At 42.9% G+C, this 24,366-nt stretch carries 18 protein-coding genes and 4 tRNA genes; 10 read left to right on the plus strand and 12 right to left on the minus strand.

All coding sequences use genetic code 11. The annotated features are described in order from the left end of the window. The first annotated feature begins 342 nt into the window (after positions 1-342). From trpE to tuf, 6 genes are all read left to right on the plus strand, one after another. A complete protein-coding gene (gene trpE, locus JMY09_RS01995; RefSeq protein WP_201621892.1) occupies positions 343-1,839 on the plus strand; it encodes an anthranilate synthase component I in 1,497 nt (498 codons plus the stop codon). Between the two features lie 212 nt (positions 1,840-2,051). Beyond that, positions 2,052-2,127: transfer RNA gene (locus JMY09_RS02000), tRNA-Thr, on the plus strand. Positions 2,128-2,147: 20 nt separating this feature from the next. Beyond that, positions 2,148-2,231: transfer RNA gene (locus JMY09_RS02005), tRNA-Tyr, on the plus strand. A 62-nt stretch (positions 2,232-2,293) separates the two neighbouring features. After that, a tRNA-Gly gene (locus tag JMY09_RS02010) sits at positions 2,294-2,367 on the plus strand. Between the two features lie 138 nt (positions 2,368-2,505). Next, a tRNA-Thr gene (locus tag JMY09_RS02015) sits at positions 2,506-2,580 on the plus strand. A gap of 549 nt (positions 2,581-3,129) precedes the next feature. After that, positions 3,130-4,320: an elongation factor Tu gene (gene tuf / locus JMY09_RS02020; RefSeq protein WP_201621893.1), complete on the plus strand. Its 1,191-nt coding sequence runs from the start codon at positions 3,130-3,132 to the stop codon at positions 4,318-4,320. A 262-nt stretch (positions 4,321-4,582) separates the two neighbouring features. Here tuf and JMY09_RS02025 read toward each other — a convergent pair whose 3' ends face one another. Next, positions 4,583-4,924, minus strand: coding sequence for a hypothetical protein (locus JMY09_RS02025; protein WP_201621894.1), 342 nt, complete (start codon positions 4,922-4,924; stop codon positions 4,583-4,585). A gap of 211 nt (positions 4,925-5,135) precedes the next feature. Between JMY09_RS02025 and rimI the strand changes: the two genes are divergently transcribed. Beyond that, on the plus strand, positions 5,136-5,606 hold the full coding sequence (gene rimI, locus JMY09_RS02030; protein WP_201621895.1) for a ribosomal protein S18-alanine N-acetyltransferase: 471 nt from the start codon (positions 5,136-5,138) through the stop codon (positions 5,604-5,606). 52 nt (positions 5,607-5,658) lie between these two features. Here rimI and JMY09_RS02035 read toward each other — a convergent pair whose 3' ends face one another. The 3 genes from JMY09_RS02035 to trxB all read right to left on the minus strand — a co-directional run bounded on the left by JMY09_RS02035 (position 5,659) and on the right by trxB (position 8,109). Further along, entirely contained in the window at positions 5,659-6,078 is a 420-nt protein-coding gene (locus JMY09_RS02035; protein ID WP_201621896.1) for a MerR family transcriptional regulator, read from the minus strand. A gap of 118 nt (positions 6,079-6,196) precedes the next feature. After that, the gene (gene aat, locus JMY09_RS02040) at positions 6,197-7,009 is read right to left on the minus strand and encodes a leucyl/phenylalanyl-tRNA--protein transferase (RefSeq protein ID WP_201621963.1); all 813 of its coding nucleotides are present in this window, start codon (positions 7,007-7,009) and stop codon (positions 6,197-6,199) included. 26 nt (positions 7,010-7,035) lie between these two features. Further along, on the minus strand, positions 7,036-8,109 hold the full coding sequence (gene trxB, locus JMY09_RS02045) for a thioredoxin-disulfide reductase (protein ID WP_201621897.1): 1,074 nt from the start codon (positions 8,107-8,109) through the stop codon (positions 7,036-7,038). 505 nt (positions 8,110-8,614) lie between these two features. Between trxB and JMY09_RS02050 the strand changes: the two genes are divergently transcribed. Continuing rightward, positions 8,615-11,965 carry a DNA translocase FtsK gene (locus JMY09_RS02050; protein WP_201621898.1) on the plus strand — a complete coding sequence of 1,117 codons (3,351 nt, stop codon included), beginning with the start codon at positions 8,615-8,617 and terminating at the stop codon, positions 11,963-11,965. Positions 11,966-12,453: 488 nt separating this feature from the next. On the opposite strand, the gene pepF is transcribed toward JMY09_RS02050, so the two are convergent. After that, the gene (pepF, locus tag JMY09_RS02055) at positions 12,454-14,322 is read right to left on the minus strand and encodes an oligoendopeptidase F (protein ID WP_201621899.1); all 1,869 of its coding nucleotides are present in this window, start codon (positions 14,320-14,322) and stop codon (positions 12,454-12,456) included. Between the two features lie 142 nt (positions 14,323-14,464). Continuing rightward, positions 14,465-15,748: an MBL fold metallo-hydrolase gene (locus tag JMY09_RS02060; RefSeq protein ID WP_201621900.1), complete on the minus strand. Its 1,284-nt coding sequence runs from the start codon at positions 15,746-15,748 to the stop codon at positions 14,465-14,467. Positions 15,749-16,098: 350 nt separating this feature from the next. Between JMY09_RS02060 and JMY09_RS02065 the strand changes: the two genes are divergently transcribed. Continuing rightward, positions 16,099-17,592, plus strand: a complete 1,494-nt coding sequence (locus tag JMY09_RS02065) for an amidase (RefSeq protein WP_201621901.1) — start codon at positions 16,099-16,101, stop codon at positions 17,590-17,592. Positions 17,593-17,706: 114 nt separating this feature from the next. Here the strand turns inward: JMY09_RS02065 and JMY09_RS02070 are convergent, their stop codons facing one another. Both JMY09_RS02070 and rlmH read right to left on the minus strand, forming a co-directional pair. Continuing rightward, the gene (locus JMY09_RS02070) at positions 17,707-18,615 is read right to left on the minus strand and encodes a DODA-type extradiol aromatic ring-opening family dioxygenase (RefSeq protein ID WP_201621902.1); all 909 of its coding nucleotides are present in this window, start codon (positions 18,613-18,615) and stop codon (positions 17,707-17,709) included. Between the two features lie 135 nt (positions 18,616-18,750). Then, the gene (gene rlmH, locus JMY09_RS02075; RefSeq protein ID WP_201621903.1) at positions 18,751-19,239 is read right to left on the minus strand and encodes a 23S rRNA (pseudouridine(1915)-N(3))-methyltransferase RlmH; all 489 of its coding nucleotides are present in this window, start codon (positions 19,237-19,239) and stop codon (positions 18,751-18,753) included. Positions 19,240-19,474: 235 nt separating this feature from the next. On the opposite strand from rlmH, the gene JMY09_RS02080 reads away from it, so the two are divergent. After that, positions 19,475-19,921 (plus strand): DUF2147 domain-containing protein, encoded by a 447-nt coding sequence (locus JMY09_RS02080; protein ID WP_201621904.1) that lies wholly within the window; start codon positions 19,475-19,477, stop codon positions 19,919-19,921. 135 nt (positions 19,922-20,056) lie between these two features. Here the strand turns inward: JMY09_RS02080 and JMY09_RS02085 are convergent, their stop codons facing one another. The 4 genes from JMY09_RS02085 to JMY09_RS02100 form a co-directional block, all read right to left on the minus strand. Next, the gene (locus tag JMY09_RS02085; RefSeq protein WP_201621905.1) at positions 20,057-20,587 is read right to left on the minus strand and encodes a DUF421 domain-containing protein; all 531 of its coding nucleotides are present in this window, start codon (positions 20,585-20,587) and stop codon (positions 20,057-20,059) included. A 226-nt stretch (positions 20,588-20,813) separates the two neighbouring features. Next, the gene (locus tag JMY09_RS02090; protein WP_201621906.1) at positions 20,814-21,308 is read right to left on the minus strand and encodes an ABZJ_00895 family protein; all 495 of its coding nucleotides are present in this window, start codon (positions 21,306-21,308) and stop codon (positions 20,814-20,816) included. A gap of 117 nt (positions 21,309-21,425) precedes the next feature. Continuing rightward, entirely contained in the window at positions 21,426-23,537 is a 2,112-nt protein-coding gene (locus JMY09_RS02095) for a D-alanyl-D-alanine carboxypeptidase/D-alanyl-D-alanine-endopeptidase (RefSeq protein ID WP_227677107.1), read from the minus strand. 166 nt (positions 23,538-23,703) lie between these two features. After that, positions 23,704-24,309: a 3'-5' exonuclease gene (locus JMY09_RS02100; RefSeq protein ID WP_201621907.1), complete on the minus strand. Its 606-nt coding sequence runs from the start codon at positions 24,307-24,309 to the stop codon at positions 23,704-23,706. Positions 24,310-24,366: the final 57 nt, after the last annotated feature.

Raw genomic sequence — 24,366 nt, forward strand, 5'->3', positions numbered from 1 at the left:
GAATAACCGCTAGTAAGGAGTGCTGCAGTAGCGACTGAATACCTGCTATTGTGGCCTTAGCCTAGTTAGTATATAAAAGTGTCTCTAGAGTGGAGTAGAGACGTTTATTCGACTACTTCTGAGCTCTTAAGACACTATTAATAGCTCGGCAAACGCAGGCCTACTTTAAATACCGTCTAGTAACCCTCATTACTTATAAAGCTCGCTAGTTTTGCTATACTGGCGGGCTTAACTATGTCACATACTTTATGGCCTAATAGCCTATTTTAATTTGTATTCAAGCCTTCGTTATAGCGTGTCACGCTTATATCTTATAAATGTAGTGTCAAGAGACTGTCGATTATGATGACCTTTGAAGAATATCAAGCCTTTAAACATGGAGGTTATAGCCATGTTCCCTTAGTGAAGAAACGACTAATGGATGCTCAAACACCCGTTTCTGTGTTCTCTAAAGTGCGAGACTTGAGCGGCTCAGCTTATCTGTTTGAGTCAGTAGTAGGCGGGGAGCGTTGGGCACGATATTCGATGATTGGCTTAGGTAGTGATCTAATCTTGCAGTACGCTGATGGCATCATGACTATCAAAAAAGATGACCAAATCGATAGCGATGCAGTAGCAGATCCTTTTGATTATATTCGTCAGCTTATGAAGCAGTATAAGATGCCAACAGAAGATGAAGTGGCTGCTTTACCTAGTTTTAGTGGCGGCTTAGTCGGCTATTTTGGTTACGACATGGTTAGAGTAATTGAGCCTAGTGTGGGCCTATCTAATGCCCCGAATACTATGTCATTACCCGACATGTGGTTGATGCTATCGATGAGTGTGATTGTTTTCGACAACTTAGAAAACACGCTATCTATCATCGTGTACGCTGATTGTAATACTGAGGACGGCTACGGCACCGCTATCCGTGAGTTAGAAAAAATAGAAGATAAATTAGCAGAAATGCCGGATTTAAATGCGCCAATTATGCCTACACCAAAGTTTGTCTCGCAAACGGGTAAAGAAAAATACTGTAATGATGTTAATAAAATAAAAGAGTATATCTTTGCTGGAGACGTAATGCAGGTAGTGCCTGCACAGCGTTTGACCGCTGATTATAAGGGGGATTCATTAGCCGTTTATCGTGCCTTGAGGTTCTTAAATCCATCGCCTTATCTATTTTTGGTTCACGGTTACACTTTAGATGACCATAAACGTTTCGATATTATTGGCGCTTCGCCTGAGATTTTATCCCGCATCGAAAACGGTAAAGTGACGGTAAGACCGCTCGCTGGAACCCGTAAGCGTGGGATAGATGAGGCCGAAGATTTGGCCTTAGAAAAAGAGCTGCTGTCAGATACCAAAGAAATCGCCGAACATTTGATGCTAATTGATTTAGGGCGTAATGACATAGGTCGTGTCTGTGAATATGGCAGCGTCAAAGTCACTGAGAAGATGTTTATTGAGCGTTACTCACAAGTGATGCATATTGCCTCTAATGTTGAAGGTACAGTACTGCCTGATAAAGATGCCCTAGATGTGTTCTGTGCTACTTTTCCCGCTGGTACGCTATCAGGGGCACCCAAAATTCGTGCCATGCAGATCATCGATGAAGTTGAGCCAGTACGCCGCACAGTATTTGGGGGCTCAGTCGGCTATTTAGGCTGGAATGGTAATATGGATACCGCTATAGCGATTCGTACTGCAGTAATGCGTCGTGGCAAAATACATATCCAAGCAGGGGCAGGAGTAGTTGCTGACTCAATCCCAGAAGCGGAATGGGATGAAACTAACAAAAAAGCCTTAGCGTTGGTAAAAGCAGTAAAAATGGCTTGTGATGGTTTACGAATTCGTTAATATTTAGGCAGTACTACCCTAAGTTACTCATGTTAGTAATTACTAGGGTAGTTAAATTAAAAACTAACGGCTAATTACGATATTTTTTTACCAAAAAAAGGCAGTGTAATCAAACGTTTAAAAATTAATTTCAATAAAGTGATAAAAAGATAGAAATAAGGGTTGTGTTTTATAATATATTTGATAGAATACACACCACTTTGAAAGAACAAGCCGACTTAGCTCAGTTGGTAGAGCAACGCACTTGTAATGCGTAGGTCGCCAGTTCGAACCCGGCAGTCGGCACCATTTCTTTCAAAGTAACCTAAGGTGGGATTGGGGAGCGGTCAAACCCAACAGACTGTAAATCTGTCGCGAAAGCTTCGAAGGTTCGAATCCTTCTCCCACCACCATATTGTTTTAAAGTTTATCCTAGCGCCAAGCACGCTCTTAAGTCGTTTAATATAGAGCCATTGCGGGTGTGGTATAATGGTAACACCTTAGCCTTCCAAGCTAATGACGCGGGTTCGATTCCCGCCACCCGCTCCATATATGTGCCATAAGTGATCTAGATAAATACTGTCAAAATAACCACCCAATAATTAATCACGACAATCAGCTTTTATGAATTGTTTCGTGATATTTTTTTATAAGCTGTCAGCTAATTTGTCAGTCATTTAAAAATATGCTCATATAGCTCAGCGGTAGAGCACTCCCTTGGTAAGGGAGAGGTCTTGAGTTCAATTCTCAATATGAGCTCCATTTATTATTAAAGCTTATGATGTTTACTTTATTAAGCTGCTATAATCTATTTTCGATATAGTGATCGACATTGTTTTCGACATACTAGTATCGGTTGGGATGAATCGCTTTATAAAGCCTATGACATCATCAAAAAACATAAAGTCAATTCGGTAGTGATAAATTAAAGGTGACACCGAGGTGTTGCCTTTTAGTGCTGTCAGTAGCATATATTTTGCTTTTTTGACGTTAAGCATTAACGATAATAAACGACTTTTAGCAACCCTGATGATTAGTGATAATGATTAACTAGTCGCTTGCTAAAAAATAATATTGATTTAGAGTTTTTGCTAATAATATGTTACTGAACAAAAAATGGATACTAAGATTGAAAAAATCAGTCTCGTACCCATATATTAGCTAAGTTTATAAACCTATTTACTAGATAAGCCATAGCGTCAACGGTTTGATGGTTTTAAATCTATCATAAGCCGTCAAATAGCTATTCATTAATCTTACTGTTTATTGTTTTTTAAGCATAAAGATTCACCAATAAAAGAGGAAATACCCATGGCAAAGGCCAAGTTTGAACGCAAAAAGCCACACGTCAACGTCGGTACTATTGGACACGTTGATCACGGCAAAACTACATTAACGGCTGCTATTGCAACTGTTGCGGCTATCACTTCAGGTGGCGAAGCCAAAGACTACGCGTCTATTGACTCAGCTCCAGAAGAAAAAGCACGTGGTATTACGATTAACACAAGTCACGTAGAGTATGACACTGAAGCTCGTCATTACGCTCACGTTGATTGCCCAGGTCACGCCGATTATGTTAAAAACATGATCACTGGTGCGGCACAGATGGATGGTGCTATTCTTGTAGTATCAGCTACTGATGGTCCTATGCCACAGACTCGTGAGCACATCTTGCTTTCACGTCAGGTTGGTGTTCCATACATCGTCGTATTCATGAACAAATGTGATGTTGTTGATGACGAAGAGTTGTTAGAACTAGTAGAAATGGAAGTTCGTGAATTACTTAGCGACTATGATTTCCCAGGTGATGACACGCCAATCGTTCATGGTTCAGCTACTGAAGCGCTAAAAGGCTCACAAGAAAAATACGGTCAGCCTGCTATCGTAGAATTGCTAGGTATCCTAGACACTTATATCCCTGAGCCTGAGCGTGAAATCGATAAGCCTTTCCTAATGCCTATCGAAGACGTTTTCTCAATCTCTGGCCGTGGTACTGTTGTAACTGGCCGTGTTGAGTCTGGTATCGTTAAAGTTGGTGACGAGATCGAAATCGTTGGTATCCGTGACACTCAAAAAACCACTTGTACTGGTGTTGAGATGTTCCGTAAACTGCTTGACGAAGGTCGTGCTGGCGAAAACTGTGGTGTACTACTACGTGGTACTAAGCGTGAAGACGTGCAACGTGGCCAAGTACTAGCTAAGCCAGGTTCTATCACTCCTCACACTAAGTTTGACGCTGAAGTATATGTATTGTCAAAAGAAGAGGGTGGTCGTCATACACCATTCCTAAACGGCTATCGTCCACAGTTCTACTTCCGTACTACTGACGTAACTGGCGCAATCCAATTACAAGACGGTACTGAAATGGTAATGCCTGGTGATAACGTTGAGATGGGCGTAGAGCTTATCCACCCAATCGCTATGGACAAAGGTCTTCGCTTCGCTATTCGTGAAGGCGGCCGTACTGTAGGCGCTGGTGTTGTTGCTACTGTTCACGCATAAGTTTTAACTTACAGAGTATTCTGTAGCTTAAGCTGAACGGCTAGCCAGAAGCCATTCTCGAAAGAGGGTGGCTTTTTTGTGGGTTATAATAAAGGTAGGTTGGTGTCGAGGGACGAGACCCAACATCCTGAAATATCAAGTAGGCGTAGGGTGAGCCTTGTGCACCAAATAAGAGTTTAAATAAAGTCCTATTAGATTAATTATAGGAATAATTCATTCGATATTGAACACTATATTTTCTAATTGATGGTGCGCTTATAATCTAACCGACATATAGAACTATATCTTCTCTAAGTTTCTCTGCTTCATCAAGCTTTTCAAAAAATAATTCAATTCTAGAAAGAATATACTTTCTTTCAGATAAATAATAAGTCTCCTCTCCCTTTAATAAAAACTCCTTAAATAACTTCAATTCTGTCCTTACTTCATCAAAATTAGCTCTTTCAACTTCGATACCGTATAGAAAGAACTTAAGCCAATATAAATTATTATCCTCGGCAAATTTATACCAATAGTTCTTGTACACTCTTTCAAAAGCTACAGGAAACATAAAATTTTTTTCAAAAGGGCACACGGCACTTTCGATCCATCCCATAACTGACATTTCATTTAACTCCATAAATTGTATTTAAACTATACTCAGCTAACGTCGGATGGTTTAGCAAAAATGTAACTTGCCAATCTATGATTAAACATCAAATGGCGTGTTATGTTTACTCTTCATCTTATATGAGAGTTTGAATAAACCAACCTACCTTACACAAAATCCTTGAATCCATTATTATATATAGGACTTATCTAACAAAGGAAAATTGATGCTAACTGTAGAAAAACTAACAGATGTGAATGATGAAAACGAGCCTAGTGTCCGAACTGTTGCATCAATTGAAGCGATCGTACAATTGCAAGAAGCGTGGGATTATAAAGCTATTATTGAATTACTGGCGCAAGATAGCGTTCAACTGTTAATTATCAAGAATGGAGTAGAAGATATTGTCGGATATTGTCTTTATCAAATGATATTTGAGCAAGCAGAGATATTGCGCATAGGTACGCATCCTGACTATCAGAGGCAAGGTATTGCCTCACAATTATTCATTAAGCTAAATAAAGAGCTGCAAGATAATAAAGTTGAAAATTTATTATTAGAAGTGCGGGCAGATAATCTACCAGCCATAGCTTTGTATGAGCGGCAAGGATTTATCGTTATTCATCAGCGTAAAGGCTACTACAGCCAACCAAATTATCCTGCGATTGATGCTTTAATTATGCAGCTTAAACTTTAAAAATTACAATGCTGGGCTAAAAGCGCCAGCCTACAACAGAAGATAAAGGTAATTAATTTTTACAGATATCAATATTGAATTTATGGTTATCATCAATCTTCATTTGTTCAAGCGTCGTAATGCGCTGAGTTAATAGTTCAACCATCAGGTTGACATTATCTTGTTGTTTTTTAACTTGCTCAAGCTTTTGTTCAGTAAGCAAAAGTTGCTCATTAAGATTAAGATAACCGTCATAATAATCATTAAGGCTATCTTTGATTTCAGTCAAAGTAAAACCAATTGCTTGCGCACTTTTTATCAACTCAATACGCTCGATACATTCAGGATGGAACTCAGTATAAAACCGTGATCCTGCTTGGCGCTTGCGGGATTTGAGCAGGCCGAGTTCATCATAATGACGCACAGTATCTTTGGTAGTATTGGCTTGACTAGCTAATTTACCGATGAGTAAAAATGAGGTATCTGCTGTCATGTGCGAACCTTATTATCATAATAGTTATGCAAAGTGAGGCAACTAGCTATAAAAAGCTCATTTAAACCTTCAATAATGGCAAGTAATGTAAATAACTAGCTTCTTTAAAACCGCAACTTCAGTCCTGCAACTGCCAAGGTGTGGCAGTATCTAACTGAGTAACGGCTAATGGCTTATGCGAGCTGCGCTGCCATTTTACTGAAGGACTAGCGATCAAGTCATCCAGCTGAGTCAAGAAGTCTTTACGTGTCATTGTTATAGCTCCTAAGCTCAGTAAATGATCATTAGATAACTGACAGTCTACTAATGCCACCTCGCTTTGTTCGCATAAACGCATCAGGCCCCAAAAGGCTATTTTGGAGGCATTAGAGGCGGTATGAAACATTGATTCACCGAAGTAAATATTACCAATCTTCAAGCCATATAGGCCACCAATCAGCTGTCTATCGGCATCCCAAACTTCAATACTATGAGCGAACCCATAGTCGTGTAGCTGGTTATAAGCCTCAATCATCTCAGCGTGAATCCAAGTGTGCTCGCCTTCAGGCTGCTGGTCATTGAAGCCATCACAGCGTGGTAAGCTACAAGCCTGTATAACTTCATCAAAAGCTTGATTGACCGTTAACTGCCAGCGCTCACGTTTGGCTTGCTTACGTAATGATTTACTTGGCTGATAAGCAGTTGGTACTATTACGCAACGAGGGTCAGGACACCACCAAGCAATAGGTTCATCTTCATTAAACCACGGGAATAATCCACGCGCATAAGCAGATATCAGGGTTTCAGGCGCTAAATCAGCGCCCACAGCTATGATACCGATACCGTCAGGATCGACAGCTATCGGATTTGGGAAGTCATAGCACCCAAGATTTTTTAGAGCATTAGTAACATGTTCAGAGGTAGGATGGGCATTATCGTCAGCGTGACCAATAATGCTAGCGGACGATTCGCGCACTTTTAAACCTCTGATTCTTTATCAGCAGTCTCTTTATCAGCGGTTAAAGTTGAAGCATAAGTATGATCGGTAGCAACAGCTTCACCTATAGCATCCAAATACTTTTCGGCATCAAGCGCGGCCATACAACCAGTGCCTGATGAAGTGATCGCTTGACGATAGACATGATCAGCGACGTCACCTGCAGCAAATACTCCTTCCACACTAGTTTGGGTCGCATTACCATTAAGACCGCTGTTCACCACGATATAGCCATCTTTCATCTTTAGTTGATCTTTAAACAGCTCAGTATTGGGCTTGTGACCGATAGCGACGAACATACCGAAAACGTCTAGTTGCTTAGTGCTACCATCAATAGTAGATTCGATAATAACGCCGTTAACGCCCATATCATCACCCACAACTTCTTTTACGCTATGATTCCACTCAATCTTGATGTTGCCATTTTTAGCTTTTTCAAACAGTTTGTCTTGTAAAATCTTTTCAGAACGCAGACCATCACGGCGATGTACTATAGTCACTTCAGCAGCGATGTTGGATAAATAAAGTGCCTCTTCAACCGCAGTATTACCACCACCGATCACCGCTACTTTTTGATCTTTATAAAAGAAACCATCGCAAGTAGCACAAGCAGAAACCCCTAAGCCTCTGAATTTTTGTTCTGATTCGAGGCCTAAATACTGGGCAGAAGCACCCGTTGAGATAATTAATGCATCACAAGTATAGCTGCCATTGTCACCCGTTAACTTAAAGGGACGCTCGCTAAGGTCAACGGCATTGATATGATCATAAACTAGGACTGTACCGAAACGCTCAGCGTGGGACTTCATCCGATCCATCAGTGCAGGACCTGTCAAATCGTAAGCATCACCAGGCCAGTTATCGACTTCAGTCGTTGTAGTCAGCTGCCCACCGACTTCTAAACCAGTAACCATTACTGGCTTTAGGTTGGCACGAGCGGCATAAACAGCAGCAGCATAGCCTGCAGGGCCTGACCCTAGAATGATAAGTTTTTCGTGACGTGGGCCTTTTTCATTATCTTTATTGGCATTATCTACAGTTGAATCAGTGGTCATAGTATTTCCTTGTTGGGATGAAGAATGATAATTGGGATGTATAGTCTAGATTTACAGCCAAAATTTATAGTTAGAATTTATAATTGTAGGCAAGTTAGACTAAATGCAAGTTAGCACTAACATAAGCGCTGTAAGCAAAAAGTGCAAGTTTGCTAAAATAAACATAGGTATTGTTATAATCAAAGCCTAGGGCGCTCAGTATACTATCAAGGGGCAAGGCTAGTTTCTTAAACGATTTTACTACCCTTAATACTGTAATTAACTGTTATAAATGAGTTATTTTTAAAAGTTAATCAGTTTATTATCAACACAGTCGCCACCTACCTCAGGTATTTGTTATTATAAGCAGTTATGCCGCAGCTGACCTAAGTTTAGGTGGAAAAGCTTAGGCTGAGCAGTAATTATTTGTGACCATTGAACCCACTTTAGTAATAGTAGGTTCGACCCGTTTTAAGCAGCACTTGACCATTATCCAGCATCAATTATACAACAAGGCAGATTTTACGTGATATCAGCAGCGACTATCGATTATTTAAAAAAAGGTATATTTACTATTTTAGGTCTAATGGTGGCAGTTTATCTGTTTGTCATTTTGTTGACTTATACTGGTAACGATCCTAGCTGGTCACATATCAGTAGCGATATGACCACCATCAACAATATGGGTGGGGCGATGGGCGCTTGGTTATCTGACTTATTGTATAGCTTTTTTGGCTTTGGCGCGTGGTGGTTACTAGCGTTTTTGGTGTATGAGTCTATCTTGATTTGGTGGGATAACAAACCGACGTTTTGGTTATTGCGTTTAGTGGCTTATGTATTCTTGCTGTTAAGCGCTAGTGCCTTGTTTGCACAGTTGATCGCATTGATTCAGCAAGTAGTAGATCCTATATCTACTGGTCTACAAGGGGTAGCTGGTGGCATCATAGGTCTAGAGCTACAAGCCCGTTTAGCGCACCTACTATCAAAGTGGGGCAGCATGGCATTCTTGACGGTATTCGTTATTATCACCGCCACTTTTGCCTTTAATATTCATTGGCAAGCGCTTTATTATAAATTAACTCGTCTGTCTTGGTTAGGTTCGGGGCTAAGAGCGCCAGCGAGTTCTCAGTCGTCTATTACTGTAGCTGACGATCTGCCACAACAAGGCACTAACCTTGGCCATAAGTCTGTGACGGCTAAAGATGATTTAGTGACTAGCAAGATGAAGCGTAGTAAACCAGATTTCGGTCAGTTACCACTTGAGCTGGATGCCACTCAGCTATCCACAGCGCCAGAGACGCATAAGCAAGGTCGCTTTGGTAATGTGTTAACCGACTTCTTAACTAAGTCAGGATTGGGCGAGAGTGTTAAGGCCTCTATGGCAGCAGCTACAGAAGCGGCAGCCAATAGTAGAATGCGAAATGAGAATTTGCAAACGGCAACGGTTATGCCTAATAGCAATGCTAATAACACTACTAGCAAAGAGAATGCTAGCAACGATAATTTCAGTAATAACAATACTAATTTAAATCCAACGGTCGCCAGCTCTTCAGTCGCACCTCTACGCAAAGTTGAGCCAAGCTTTGCTTGGAACGATCCGAATATGGTCGATGATTTATTGACCAATCAATTCGCCACCGACCAGCAGGCAATGGAGTCTTTAACAGTTCCCTCAAGCCCTGAGTTTTTGAATTCTGGACTTGCTGACGCTAGTCAATCAGCACCGGTCGAGTCAGTGTCAGATCTAGCAGTGCCAGTCGATGATCTGGCTGAGTATAACTCTGTAGAAGACAGCGCTCTAGAAGAAGAGTATTTAGAACAGAGCTTGGTAGAAGAAAGCTATGTAGAACCAAGCTATTTAGAACAAGGCTATTTAGAACAAGGCTTGGCAGCAACAGATAGCACCGATACCTTCAGCAACTCGTCAGCGATAGATAGTGCAGTTGTAAGCAGTCCAGCTGCTATTAGCGCCGCCGCTATTAACACCGCCGCTATTAACACCGTAGAGAGTGCCAGCACTACAGCGTTAGAGCAGGAGACCACAGCAGCTCTAGTGCAGCCAACTGTAGCAAGAAAAGTGCGAATCATAGTACCATCAGAAACTGAGGCGGAAATAAAGTCAGCAGCTGTTAGCACTGAGCAATATTCAACAACCGTTGATATGACACCGACTAACACGCCACCATCCGATCCAAAAGCTGCGCCAACGGCTGATGTTAAGCCAACTTTCAGCTTTGCAGTACCTGAGGGAGATTCTAGTAATCATATCGAGGATATGATGCCTGAAGACTACAGCATAGTTGATGATATGCCGGCGCCAACGATGGCAGCTATCCATGATGATGCGGCTTTTACTACGCGCTCAAGATCAATGCAAACAGCTGCGTATCGCGCTAGCTTGTCACCTATTCCATCGATAGCTATCCTTGATAAACCTGATCCTAACCGTCAGCCTAGTTATACTGAGGCTGAGCTTGAGCAGTTATCAGAGTTGCTAGAGATTAAGCTACAGGAGTTCAATGTCAAAGCCAATGTAGTTAATGCTATTCCGGGGCCAGTAGTGACTCGCTTTGAGGTCGATTTGGCTGCTGGCATAAAAGCTAGCAAAGTCACTGGTATCTCACGCGACTTAGCACGCTCATTATCGATGGCGTCGCTGCGGGTAGTCGAGGTTATTCCTGGTAAACCGTACATTGGCATTGAAGTTCCGAATAAACAGCGTGAAATGGTACGCTTGATTGAACTATTAGACACCGAAAAGTTCAAAGACTCTAGCGCACAAATCAGTATGGCTATGGGTAAAGACATCGGGGGTAAGGCGATTATTACCGATTTGGCACGCGCGCCACATATGCTAGTTGCTGGGACCACAGGCTCTGGTAAATCAGTACTAGTCAACGCTATGCTACTATCGATGCTGCTCAAATACACCCCTAATGAGCTGCGCCTTATCTTAATTGACCCTAAGCAGCTGGAGCTGGCTAATTATAATGATATTCCGCATTTATTGACTCCTGTAGTCACTGATATGACCGAAGCCGCTAGTAGCTTGTCATGGTGTGTGGCCGAGATGGAGCGCCGTTATCAGCTGATGAGTTTGCTCAAAGTGCGTAAGCTTAACGAGTTCAATAAAAAAGTCATTGCCGCTGAACAGGCTGGCAACCCGATGTTAGATCCGTTATGGCGACCTAACGATAATGTGAGTATCAGCCAAGCTCCTAAGCTGAAGACTCTACCGATGATCGTAATCGTCGCTGACGAATTTGCTGATATGATTATGCAAGTTGGTAAGCAAGCCGAAGAACTAATCACCCGCTTGGCGCAAAAGTCGCGGGCAGCAGGTATTCACTTAATTCTAGCGACTCAGCGTCCCTCTGTTGATGTCATTACTGGTTTGATTAAAGCGAATATTCCGGTGCGTGCCGCTTTGCGAGTGAACTCAAAAGTCGATTCTCGTACTATCCTCGATAGCGGTGGCGCTGAGGACATGCTCGGTAATGGTGATATGTTATTCTTAGGGCCAGGACAGATCGAGCCGGATCGTGTGCATGGCGCTTATGTTAGTGATGAAGAAGTTAATAGTGTCTGTGATGCTTGGCGCGAGCGTGGTGCCCCAGACTATATCGATAATATGGCTGGCAATTTTGAACTGTCTAGTCCTAGTGGCGGTAGTACTGGTAATCCATCTGGCGAAGATGATGATCTATATAATGAGGCAGTAGGTTTTATTATGGAAACCCGCAAAGTGTCAGCTTCGAGCATCCAACGCAAATTTAGCATTGGTTATAACCGTGCCGCCCGCATCGTCGACTCGATGGAGGAGGCTGGACTAGTCAGCTCTATGGGTAAGAGCGGTAAACGTGAATTACTAATGTAGTGTGCTAGCGAACTTTTATTTGCTACTGTTAAGGCGAATTATGATTAGATAATTTGCCTTTTCATTAATCCCTCGTTATGGCTGGTTTTTAATCAATAGATTTTCCCCGTTTGTGGGCATAGAGGAGTTCGATTAGCCTGCATCACTTTTATATTGTCAAACACCTTAGTTTTTAAGGCGGGTAAATCAATAAAGGTCATTAATTTGTCGCCATCATGCCAACACCATTCCAAAATAAAAGAAACTTAATAATCCGGATCGAGGAAGGTGTTGAGCACACGCATCTCCTCACGGTATTTGGGCCAAGTTTAGTTGCCCAATCAAAAGATAATGAGTCGCCTTCGGATTTTGGTACTGTCTTCCTAAAAGCCATAAACGATTCGAAAATCTAGTAAAGCTTGGTTAAAGCCGCAGCCTACAAAAGCTAAACCTTACCTAGATTAAGCAAGTTCGCGTAGGCTGGGTTTTTAACCCTGCACTGTCTAAGATTACCCTTCTTGCATCTGCTCAGTAAGCGCAATCGCCTGATCCACCAACTCACTAATAAAGCCAATAGTATCAATCAAAGTGGCTTTGTCGGTTATATCCACGCCAACCATTTGCGTCAGCTCGGCTGGAGTTTTGCTGCCGCCTGCACGAAGTACCGCTAACCAGTCATCGATGATATTGTCATTCAATGAGTCACCGCTACGCAGCTTTTTAAACAGTTGGGTGGCGATACTGAGACCAGCACTGTAAGTATAAGAGTATAAACCCAAATAATAGTGCGGTTGGCGCATCCAAGTGAGGGCGGCATCGTCATCAATCTCTACCGTATCACCCCAAAACTGTTGCAAGGTGGCTTTTTTTAGGGCATGAAGATCTTCGGTGCTTAGATTTTTGCCGCCATCGACAGCGCGGTAGACTTCACGCTGAAAGTGCGCTTCTAGGTAATGGGTGACGAAATTGTGATAGTAAGTGTTGGACAGTAAGGAGCCGATGACATAACGCTGAAAGGTAATATCGTCTTGCTTTTGCTGCAATAAGTGGTGACCGAGTAGTAGCTCATTGCAAGTTGAGGGCGCTGCAATAAAGTAGAGCGAGGGCTCGTAGCTTAAGTAATTTTGCTGCTGACCTGCATTATAGAAGTGCCCTGCGTGACCGATTTCGTGAATGAGGGTAAAGACGTCGCCTAGGTTTTCGGTCCAAGATAGTAAGATATAAGAGTGCTCACCATAAGGGGAGGCGCAAAATCCGCCAGTGCTTTTGCCTTGGTTTTGTGCAAAGTCATACCAGCGCTCGTTAAAGGAGCGCTTGACCATAGCGGTGTAATCGTCGCCCAATAGCGTTAGGGCATCCACGCAATAGTCACGGGCTTCATCGATGCTGACTTTGGCGACGAAATTGGCATCTAGTGGCACTTTTAGGTCGGCAAAGCTCATTTGCTCGATGCCGTTGGCCGTTTGTAGCAGGCGGGCGTAACGGCGCATTGGCTCAGCTAAGTGGCTCATGATGGTATCGATGTGCTCATCATACATGGCGCGCGGGACTTTTTGCTCGTGCAAGAGATAGTCAAATACCGAGTCAAAGCCGCGCATGTCGGCGAGGATTTTCTCTTTTTTCACTTGAGTAAGATAGTCGCTGGCGATGGTGTGCTGCGATTGACGTAATCGTGATGAAAAAGCTTTAAAGGCAGCGCGGCGAAAGTCGGTGCGCGGATCACTTTCGTATTCGTTTTCGAAGGCTGAGAAGCTAAGCGGGTAGGTTTTAGTATTACCTTCAGAGTCATTAACTTTGAAGTCAGGAAACCTCATGTCGGCCAGCTTACATTGCTCATAATTGTTATAAGGTAAGTCTAACACTGGTGATAAGGACACCAATGCTGTCTCGACCTCTAAGCTTAGGGTGTAGGGCTTTTGCGCTAGTAAGTCGGTCAAAAAGGCCTTGTACTTGGCATTAAGGTCAATGGCTTGGGTTAATAATGTCTCATCGGCCTGTTTGAGGGTTTGCAGCACAATAGTGGTTTGGCTATTAAGCTTAGCCACGGTTGAGTCAAAGTCGCGGGCGCGGATTTGTAGCTCGCTGTCGGTCATGTCAACCGCGCTTTGTGCCCCAGCATAAGTACCTGCTTTAGATAGAATGATAAGATAGCGCTCATACAGCTCTAGCAAACGAATGATACTGGCGGCATTGCTTAAGCTTAGCATTTGAGTACTGCTCAGCTGCTCAGCAAGTTGGCTTGCTTGCTCTAGCTCAGCATAAAAGTCATCAGGCGTGGCATAAAGGGCTGTCATGTCCCACGTTAGATGGGTGGGCACGTCTTTACGTAGTGGTAGGGCTTGCGGTTTGGCTGTGGTATGGGCTGTGGTTTGGTTCATGATTGTCCTTAGTATTATCGTTTGGATCATTTGTAGTTTTAATAAGTTTATGGCTTTGATTAACTTACCGCTTTGATGACTTTATAGTTTGGCTGATAGTTTGGCTGATAGGTTGGCGAATAGTTTGTTGCTAAGTACAGTTTTAGTCTTCTGCTTCCCACCAAGCCTCAGTAGGTAAGTTAACCAAAGTAAACCCTTCTCCAACTCTTGGTGATGCTAGTTTGATTTGCCAGTCCTCTAATACCTTTTCATTGCCTTTAGCAACGGCTTGCTTAATCCGGCGCACCGGATCACGCCAATGATGCGTCGATAAGTCAAACTTGCCCCAATGAATAGGCAGCACCACTTTGGCTCGTAGATCAAATCCTGCTTGCGCTGATTCCTCGGGCAACATATGCACGTCACGCCAGCGCTCGTTATAAGCACCATCTTCCATAAAGGCGATATCAAACGGACCATAATGTTCGCCGATATTAGCAAACTCATTAGAGTAGCCGCCATCGCCACTAAAGTAGACATTCAAGGGGGCTGATTGTACTACCCAGCTGCCCCACAGCGTGGTGCGATGGCCTTTGATGCGGCGACCACTAAAGTGACGGGTGGGGGTAAAGACTAGTCGCAGCTCATCGGTAACAAGTGGCCGTTTGTTTTGTACCGAATTTTCTATTAACGCTGGATTGCTGGGCTTTAACTGGGTGAGGTCATTATCGCTAACGGTTATTTCTTCGTACCAATCAAACTCGGTGACACTATCTGCAAGCACGCCCCAACGCACTAAGTGCGCTTTTACGCCTAACGGCGCATAAAAATGCCCTGCTTTGTTTTGCTTGACCAGCTGCTTGATGACTTTGTGATCTAAATGGTCGTAGTGGTCATGCGAGATGAGCACTATATCAATGAAAGGTAAGTCGTCGACGCTTGGCATATGCGTCATGGCAAAGGGCTTGCCGCTAATGGGCACTGGAGAAGCGCGATGAAAGACGGGGTCGGTAATGATGATCTTACCTGCCAGGCGAAAGATCACAGTAGAGTGACCGAGCCAGACAAACTCACCGTCTTTTAGGGTAGTGCTTAGCTTTTTGGCGTCATTAATGAGCGTCAAGCTGCGACTGGTAATGGGCTGGCTTGGATTTTTGCCTTTTGGCGGGAATAAAAACTGCAAAAGCAAATGCCTTTCATCATCATTAACGCCATCGGTAATGTCAGCTATATCAAGGGTGCTGGCATGAGTGGGTATTAGATTAACAAAGGTCTCACCGTTAAAATGCTTTGATGCTTTAATTCTTGCTAAGGTGGTCGCATCAGGCCTGCCGCCAAAAGTAGGCGCAAACTTTAGAAATAATACCGTACCGACAGCAATCACCACCACTAGAGTGATGAGAAAAATAAGCACCCATTTGACTAGCATCAACAGTAAATAAATCATCAATCAAGTTCCAATAGAATAAGTAAACTTGCTCGTATTAATCGGTTAATAAGGACGAAAGTCGTTATTTAAAACAGCAGTAATAGTTTTAGACAAGCTGCTCTATATTAAACCAGTGTAAGATAAAATTTGTATAACTTTAGGATGGCTTTGAGGTTAATAGGATGACGTTCTTATTGAAGCGTGCTACTAGTAAACACTTCATGAATGGCAACGGTTTTATAAAGCTAACTAATTATTACTGCTTAACTTTTTATCTTTAACACAGAAAACTACTCAGTAAGACTGCTACTGTTCATAATGGTAAAAAGCTATACTTTGCGATGACATACCACTAAGGAAGGTAAATTATGTTTAAAGAATATACCCAATACGATGCATTAGGATTGGCAGGGTTAGTGAATTCTGGACAAGTCAGTGCCAAAGAGTTACTCGATGCTGCGGTCGAGCAAGCCAATAAGTTGAATCCAAAACTCAATGCCATTATCCACCGCTTTGATCAGCGTGCTTATGATGCAGCGCAAGCAGGACTGCCAGCAGGGGCTTTTACTGGGGTGCCTTATCTGCTCAAAGACTTATCATTTAGCTTAGCAGGTGAGCCGATAACTATGGGCAGCCGTAGTGTCAATATAATATCAGAGAGTGATAGCGAAATAGTCAAACGCATGAAAGCCAGTGGAGTCAATACGTTTGGTAAGACTAATACTCCTGAGTTTGGCCTGATCATCACTACTGAGCCTAAATCATCAGGCGCGGCGCATAATCCGTTTAAAAAAGGCTATAGCACGGGTGGCTCATCGGGGGGTAGTGCAGCGGCAGTGAGCAGTGGCATAGTACCGATGGCAGGGGCCGGTGATGGCGGTGGCTCAATACGCTTTCCAGCAGCTTGGTGCGGTGTATTCGGTATGAAGCCTAGCCGTGGGCGTAACCCGATGGGCCCAGCTTTTGGTGAGGGCTGGGATGGTGCAGTCGCCGATCATGTTATTACTCGTAGTGTGCGTGATAGTGCCGCTATGCTCGATGCTACTAGTGGCGCAGAAGTTGGCGCGCCTTATGTGATTGCGCCGCCTACAGGCAGCTTTTTGCAAGCGGCTATGCGTGCGCCTAGACCGTTGACAATAGCATTGCACACTCAGCCTTTGATAGCCAATACGGTAGTGGACAAAGAGGTATTGGCCGTGTTAGAGCAGACTGTCAAGCAGTTAGAGGCGATGGGTCATCGGGTAGTCGCGGCTGAACCTGCGATCAATATAGACAAGTTTTGGCATGATTTTATAGTAGTAGTCTGCGCTCATACTGCTTTTACTATTGATAATATTGAGCGCAAATTTGGCGCAGAACACGTCCGAAATCTTGAACCGCAAACTTATAACATGGCGCTATTAGGACGCTCGCTATCAGCGGTAGATTTGGTACATGCTAAACATGGCTGGCACGACAGTCAGTATCAGACTGGTAAGCTACTCGAGCAATACGATATGATCTTGTCCCCGACAGTGCCTAGTGCAGCCGTCAAGCACAGTATTCTACCGCCGAGCCGTATGGAGGAGATGTTAATGCGTAGCTCATCTGTGCTCAATAAAGGCTTTGATATGGGTAAGTTTGCTTTTAGTTCTGGAGCGATTGAGAAGCTTAGCCAACCAGTATTGGGTAAGATGGCCTTTACTTTATTAGGTAATATCACAGGACTACCAGCGATGTCGTTACCTTTGGGTATGAGCAAAAAGGGTTTGCCTATAGGCATACAGCTGATTGGGCGCATGAATGATGAGAGTACGTTATTTAGCTTAGCCGGAGAGATGGAGCGTGCAGGCTTGTTTAGCAAACCTGCTTTTGAGAAGTAGCTTTTATGGCTTAAAGGTTATTACTCAGCTAAGCTTAATAAATAGTAGCTATCGATTAATAATGACTAAAATTTAGAAATAATTACAGCGCCAGCTCAATTATTAGACAAAGCATTAATCAAAGCGATAGATATCCATTCCTAGGCTATGATGCGCCATGCTCTGATGTACTACGCTGACTCGCTGGGCAGCACCTAAAGCGAAAAACAGCGGTAATAAGTGCTCATCACTAGGATGGATGTTTTGATAATCGGGGTATTGCTGCCAGTCCAAAGCAGTAGGGATATCTATTTTGAGCTGTTGCAGCAGCCACAGCTTGAAGTCTTTAGCGGTTTGATCAATGCTATCCGCTTGCCAGCGCATCGCTTGCAAGTTATGAGTGATATTGCCTGAGCCGATAATCATTATCTGCTCATTACGCAATTGTGCCAACTGCGCGCCTAACTGGTAACAAGCCACGCTATCATAATTTTGCGGCAAAGATATCTGTACGATAGGGACATCAGCTTCAGGGTATAGATGGCGTAGTGGCGCCCAGACCCCATGATCACAAACCCTTATCGGATTGACTCGGCAAGTAATGCCACGTTCGCTTAACTGCTGCGCTAGAGACTCAGCCAGTAGGGTATGACCAGCCGCTGGGTACTGTATCTCATACAGCTCAGAGTCAAAACCTGAGAAATCATGCCAAGTTTTAGGTAGTGGGTTACTGCTGATTTCAAGCTTAGAGGATTGCCAATGGGCCGACATAATGACAATGGCGCGCGGCTTAGGTAAATTATGTCCTATGCGTGCTAGTGCACTAGTAGTGGCTGATTGTTCGATAGCTAAGGTAGGAGCACCATGCGAGATGAACAGCGCTGGCAGGCACGCCGCAGCAGTAAAGCTGGCAGGAGCATCGATCCAAGCCACTGAACCAGTAATCGGCAAGTTAGGCGTAAGCGCACTGTCAGTCTTACCTTGCGGTACTGGCAACGAGGGCGAAGAGAAGGCTTTAGTAGTACTTGATTTTGGGTAGCTCATGGTACATCTATTAGGGCACTTAAGGGTTTTTCAATCTATTTACTGTCCGATATTTCTAATGCTTCACCCTGATGTCTACTACGGCCTTGCTTACCACTACAATAAGTATTAATAGGCACCCTATTACTGAGTTGACTAGTTACCACGGTGATAGGGATGGTTATTATTGATACTCATTGCACGGTATAGCTGCTCCATAAGCACTACCCGTACCAGCGGATGCGGGAGAGTCAAAGCCGACAATGACCACTTCATATCAGCTTGTGCCAATACTTCAGGCGAGACACCGTCAGCGCCACCGATCACTAGCGCTACGTCATCACCTTGTTGCATAGCGTCGGCCAGTTTTTCTGCTAAGCCTTCAGTCGATAGCATCTTACCTTTCACATCCAGTACCCATAGCTGTTCACGACCACCATTATTACGGGCAGCTAGAATAGTCTGACCTTCTTGCTCACGATACTGAGCTAAATTAGCATCAGAAGGATTTTTGGCGCGCTTAGCGGCAGCAAGTTCAACGATATCGGTAGTTAGCATTGGCTGAATACGTTTGTGATACTCATCAAAACCGCTCTGGACCCAACTAGGCATTTTATTACCTACGGTTAAAATTCTTATTTTCATAATAGCGACCATTTTTATAGATAAATGAAGTAATAAAACTTTTAAAATCAGTATTTTACTGGATATTTTTTTACAAATAAACAATTGTTTTTTATTCTATTACCCTTAATAATAGCTTTATTATGGTTACAGCAAATTTTTTCTTTGCTTACTGTTTTGCATTGCTGCTGTTAATTATTTTCTTTTATTTTTATATTTAATTACTATACTCATTGCTATAAGAAAGGAATCGATTATGAAGCGCATTATACCAAGCCTACTAACCGTTATCACTGCTAGTTTACTATCCACTGCTGTTTTTGCTGCTTCTTTGAATGGTAGCCAATGGCAAACTATAGATGACAAGACTGGCGCAAAAAAGGCTATCGTTCAGCTCAGTGAAAATGCTGGTCAGGTCACAGGAAAAATCATAAAAGTAGCTGATAAAAAAGAGGCTAAAGCTAACTGCGAAAAATGTACAGGCAGCCTTAAAAATAAACCTATTGAGGGCTTACAGATATTAACAGGTATGAAAGCTGATGGTGAGAACCAGTGGAGTAACGGCAAACTGGTAGATCCTGAAACCGGCAAAATATACTCAGGTAAAATGACTTTAAGTGACAATGGGCAAAGCTTAAAACTTAGAGGCTATGTAGGCTCGCCAGTGTTTGGTCGATCGCAGACTTGGCAACGTATTAAGTAGCTAGACAATGTTGTTAGCACTCGTTATAAAAGTATTAGTAGTGCGGTGTTTATAATAAAAGGGCAAGCTACTATTTATTAGTAGCTTGCCCTATTTGTGGTCGGTCAGATCGATTATAGCTATAGTTTTACCGGCTTAATTCTGAATGATAGGGAGTAGAGTTTCAGGAACCACATCAGCTGGTACTTTCTCGTCCCTTTTTATTATCGTAAGCTTGGCATCAGATTCGAACACAATGGCTTCAACCTCAGATAAGCTATGAATACCTTCGCTGCGCATGGCACATTCAAGTTCCTGACGATTCAAACGTTCAGCTTGCATAGCTTCTGGTAAAAACTGCCCTTGATAAAAGACAATACGTGGCTCTGATAAAATAACACTACTAAACTGCGGCGAAATAGAGGCATATTTAGTCACTAAATACTGCAGTAGATAAAGGAGGACAATAGAGGAGGCGCCCTCAATTAGCGGTATGTCTTTGAGCAAAATAGTACTAGCGCCTAATGAGCCTATCATCACCGTGACTATCCAATCGAAGTTATTAAGCTGGGAAGTTGAGCGCTTTCCTGAGACTTTAGTAACTAAGACGATAAGCAGATAAATTATCACTGTGGTTAAAGCAATGCGACCAAGCTTCTCGATACTATCAAAAAATATCATATCCATAATGCTTACTCCTATAGGATGCTAGCTAACAAATGGCAATAAAGGCACTTTGTATTAAAAGTGATTGCCGATAAAATCTTATTATTTAAAACCGTTAGTCAGTTAAGGTAGCTATCTAACTAAAACACTTACTATTTAAAATAGCTTAACGGATTTTTCTATCAATAGTACAAAAGCTTTGTAGTTACTGTGAGTATGAGCTAACCATCCTGCTTTAGCCTACTGGTTATTTACGTCTAGGGTCGAGCAGGCGATTAAATACTCCTAAACTGAAACGGTTAATCAGCAAAGTAAATATAATCATCATCGCTAAGGCAAACAGTAATGGCAACGGCTGTTGTCTGGTCATCTCTATCATTACTGCCCGATTAGCAGTATCGAATAAAAATAACCATAACCCCAAAAAATACACCGCAGTCAACAGCCACAAGACAGCAGTACTGCCCATAGTTAATCGATTGGTTTCTTGTTTAGTAAGCGCTCGCTGCTGATGATTGATAAATTTATATACTGCAATATAAGCACCTACTACTATAGACAGTCCCGTCACTAGCTGCGCATTCAAGGCAAACTTGCTTTGTATCAGCATGAAGATAATGCTAGCTATGATGAACCCTAAGGTAAAAAAACCGATATATAAGGTCAACTTGGCGGTACTTTTAGTGGTAGTCAAGGTTGCTTGTTGATTAGCTTTGCTGCTGTTTGGGGTGATGCGCGCCATAAGTTTACCTGTATGTGGGTCTAGCTATAAGTAGAGTAATGGTCCGCCTATTGTCCCATGCTAAAGGATAACATAAGCGGTTATTAAAATAATAAAGTAGCTGAGGTCATCGCCAGCTTACTGCTGCGCGGTCCAATCAAGCATGGCATCTAGCACTGGTCTGGCGTTGTCAGCATTTATAGCTTGCTCAGTATTAATCAAGCCTACCACGGTATAATCCTGTCCAGACTGCCCTTTGACATAGCCCGCCATTGAGGTGACGTTATTTAGAGTGCCGGTTTTTATCCACGCGCGTCCAATAGCAGCCGAGTCCGGCAAGCGTTCGCTATGATGAGAAATAGTCCCACTAACGCCAGCAACGCCTAAAGAATCAACATAAGCATTGAAGCTTGGGTGGCTATAAGCATAGGTCAGCAGCTCGCTCAAATTAGCCGCTGTAACCGTACAATCGCGGCATAAGCCTGAGCCATTAGTCAGATAAGGGGGTGGCGTCTGTAAATGGCTTAGCCACCACTGATTGATGGTGGCTAATGCTTGTGGATAATCGCTAGTTTTAGGTTTATCGAACTGATACAAGCTAGTGCTACTATCCACGCCTTTATTAACGGTTGCTTGCTCAGATGTAGTGCTAGATACAGCGGCTTTAACCGTATTGACGCTCTGATCATAAGACCCTATAGATAATGCCACTTGTTCAGTCATCACGTTATTGGAGAAGTGATTAATATCGTAAATCTGCTGGGTTAGATTTAGCGAAGGATAGCTGACAATAGGTAATGGTGATAATGGCAACGAGGCATGCTGGCGATAGGGTTGCTTGTTATTAATGGCTAATGGGGGCTTAGAAGCGCTAGCAGTATTTATAGCGTTATAAGGTATTTCTTGGTTAAGGACTTTTCCGCTTAAAGTATTGCCCAGCGCTTGCCATTTGGCTGCAACCACCCGAGTAGCAAAGTCCTTAGCGTCTGGATAAGCCACATAAAATATATGCTCGCCGCAGCTCTCTGGTAATTGGGTATTAAAGGTGAGCTTATCACTATGCCACTGCGGCGCTAGGCTATAGTCAGCATTCGAGCAACGTGATGCTCGAGTGCTAATTAGGGGTGGCAGTTGATAGTTTGCTAGTTGTGGAACGTAAGTTAATTGAGCTTGGCCATTATTTGGCAAATGGCTATTGATACTTATACTATTAAAATTAACCAAAAAGCCATCGGGACTAGCGTTATAAGGTTGCAAGGGTGCGTTATCAAAAGCAGCAGGGTTTTTGCTGACCTTAGCAAAAATACTGCTATCGATAATGATATCGCCCTGAATATGATCAATACCTGATTTTTTTACTCGATACAGCAGTTGCTCTAAGCGTTCATGAGTCATCTTCGGATCGCCACTACCCTGAATGATTAAATCGCCATATAGGCGGTTACCGATGAGTATGCCGCTATGATAAACCCTAGTAAACCAAACAAAATCAGCACCCAAAGTATCTAAGGCAATAAAGGTAGGTATCAGTTTCATAGTGCTGGCAGGTGTGCGAGCGCTAGTAGGGTTATGGCTCAACAGCGGCGCTCTTACAGGATTGGCAGCAGTAGCTAGGTTAGAATAGTTACTAGTAGTTTTACTGGCGTCGCTGTTATTATTAATAGAGGGTTTAGAGGGGTTGATGCTGGGTAATGCAGGAGCCGTAGACTCTAAACTTTGATAAATATAAGGGTCATTAGTATAACTATTTAACGCCCGCTGTTGCTGTTCGATAGCTTGTTTATCTAGCGTAATCGAGGCTGGGGCTGACTTATCTTGGCTGCTATTTTTGGTGGCATTGCTTTTAGTACTGTTGCTAGGAGTGCTGCTATTAGAATGACTGGTTTTAACAGGGCTATCTACAGTGTTTAAGCGGCTTGAGCTGTTTGGATTATTAGTAGCAGTTAGCAATTGGCTATTAGCAACTTTATCAATACTGTCAATACCGTCAGCACTTTTTGCGTTATCAATCACTACTACTATTGGCGGTAGACGACTGGCATTTTTGTCCCCTACAGGGCTAATGATGATACTAATATTATTAGGCGCTAATGCCGCTTTATCCAGTGCTAGCTGTATAGATGCTGGTAGTGCCGCTTGCACACTCACACAGAGGCTCAGGGCGGCCGTTAAAATAACTAAGCGTCTACAGTAAACAGCAGAATCACTATAAAAGGTATGAATGGGAAGGGAAGTAGGAAAAATAGACATGATAATTCTGTGGTCGATTAACTAAAGCCAGCTATAGTAACATGAGTTGCAAACTAGGCGTAACTACAGCAGCATTGTCGAGACTATGTCAACGGCGTTATTGGCAAATTCAGCAATATTATAAAATTATTTAAATAGTATTAGGTGCTTTAATTAGCGATGAAGTTCAACGAAGGTGCATAAAAGCCATAGCTGTCATCACCGCATCATTATAAGCATCGTGATTGCCAAGCTGGGGAATATCATAATGTGCCAGTATTTTGGCTAATTGCTGTGACTGCTTGGGAATATTAGGGTTATGATCGCCCATTCGTTGACCATATAAGCGCCGCACATCGATCACTTTATTAGGTAAGTTAGTACCCATATAGTGCTTAACTAAGGGGTTTAAGAAGGCCATGTCTATTTGGGGACAGAAACCCACAATAGGTCGGTTGTTAATAAAAGGCAATAACAGCGCTAACATCTCCTCATAGCTCATGCCTTGCGCCACGTCGGCACTACGCAGACCGTGAATGACAATAGTATCGCGCTCAGGCATCACTGGTGGACTACAGACTAAGTGCAAGCCGTTACCAGTATCTATATGATTGCCATTAATATGAATAGCAGCTATCGACAATAGATGATGTTTTTTTGGATTAAGTCCGGTCATTTCACAGTCAAGCGCTACCCACTGCTGTGCTATGGGCGCCTCGAACATTGACAGCAACTCCGGGCGCTGAAGCTGCTTTTGCTGCCATGATAAAGATAATTGTTTAAACCAGCTCATAAGATTTCTTATCCCGTTTTTCGCTCTTTTAGCCATTAGTTGACTACGATTAGTTAA

The organism is Psychrobacter urativorans (assembly GCF_904846695.1).
GTDB lineage: Bacteria > Pseudomonadota > Gammaproteobacteria > Pseudomonadales > Moraxellaceae > Psychrobacter > Psychrobacter urativorans.

Excerpts from the sequence above, each read along its gene's own strand:
- JMY09_RS02060 (WP_201621900.1), bottom strand. The coding sequence starts at position 15,748 with ATGATTTATTTACTGTTGATGCTAGTCAAATGGGTGCTTATTTTTCTC.
- trxB (WP_201621897.1), bottom strand. The coding sequence starts at position 8,109 with ATGACCACTGATTCAACTGTAGATAATGCCAATAAAGATAATGAAAAA.
- JMY09_RS02095 (WP_227677107.1), bottom strand. The coding sequence starts at position 23,537 with ATGTCTATTTTTCCTACTTCCCTTCCCATTCATACCTTTTATAGTGAT.
- trpE (WP_201621892.1), top strand. The coding sequence starts at position 343 with ATGATGACCTTTGAAGAATATCAAGCCTTTAAACATGGAGGTTATAGC.
- JMY09_RS02085 (WP_201621905.1), bottom strand. The coding sequence starts at position 20,587 with ATGGATATGATATTTTTTGATAGTATCGAGAAGCTTGGTCGCATTGCT.
- tuf (WP_201621893.1), top strand. The coding sequence starts at position 3,130 with ATGGCAAAGGCCAAGTTTGAACGCAAAAAGCCACACGTCAACGTCGGT.
- rimI (WP_201621895.1), top strand. The coding sequence starts at position 5,136 with ATGCTAACTGTAGAAAAACTAACAGATGTGAATGATGAAAACGAGCCT.
- JMY09_RS02035 (WP_201621896.1), bottom strand. The coding sequence starts at position 6,078 with ATGACAGCAGATACCTCATTTTTACTCATCGGTAAATTAGCTAGTCAA.
- rlmH (WP_201621903.1), bottom strand. The coding sequence starts at position 19,239 with ATGAAAATAAGAATTTTAACCGTAGGTAATAAAATGCCTAGTTGGGTC.
- pepF (WP_201621899.1), bottom strand. The coding sequence starts at position 14,322 with ATGAACCAAACCACAGCCCATACCACAGCCAAACCGCAAGCCCTACCA.
- JMY09_RS02025 (WP_201621894.1), bottom strand. The coding sequence starts at position 4,924 with ATGTCAGTTATGGGATGGATCGAAAGTGCCGTGTGCCCTTTTGAAAAA.
- JMY09_RS02100 (WP_201621907.1), bottom strand. The coding sequence starts at position 24,309 with ATGAGCTGGTTTAAACAATTATCTTTATCATGGCAGCAAAAGCAGCTT.
- JMY09_RS02080 (WP_201621904.1), top strand. The coding sequence starts at position 19,475 with ATGAAGCGCATTATACCAAGCCTACTAACCGTTATCACTGCTAGTTTA.
- JMY09_RS02065 (WP_201621901.1), top strand. The coding sequence starts at position 16,099 with ATGTTTAAAGAATATACCCAATACGATGCATTAGGATTGGCAGGGTTA.
- JMY09_RS02090 (WP_201621906.1), bottom strand. The coding sequence starts at position 21,308 with ATGGCGCGCATCACCCCAAACAGCAGCAAAGCTAATCAACAAGCAACC.
- JMY09_RS02070 (WP_201621902.1), bottom strand. The coding sequence starts at position 18,615 with ATGAGCTACCCAAAATCAAGTACTACTAAAGCCTTCTCTTCGCCCTCG.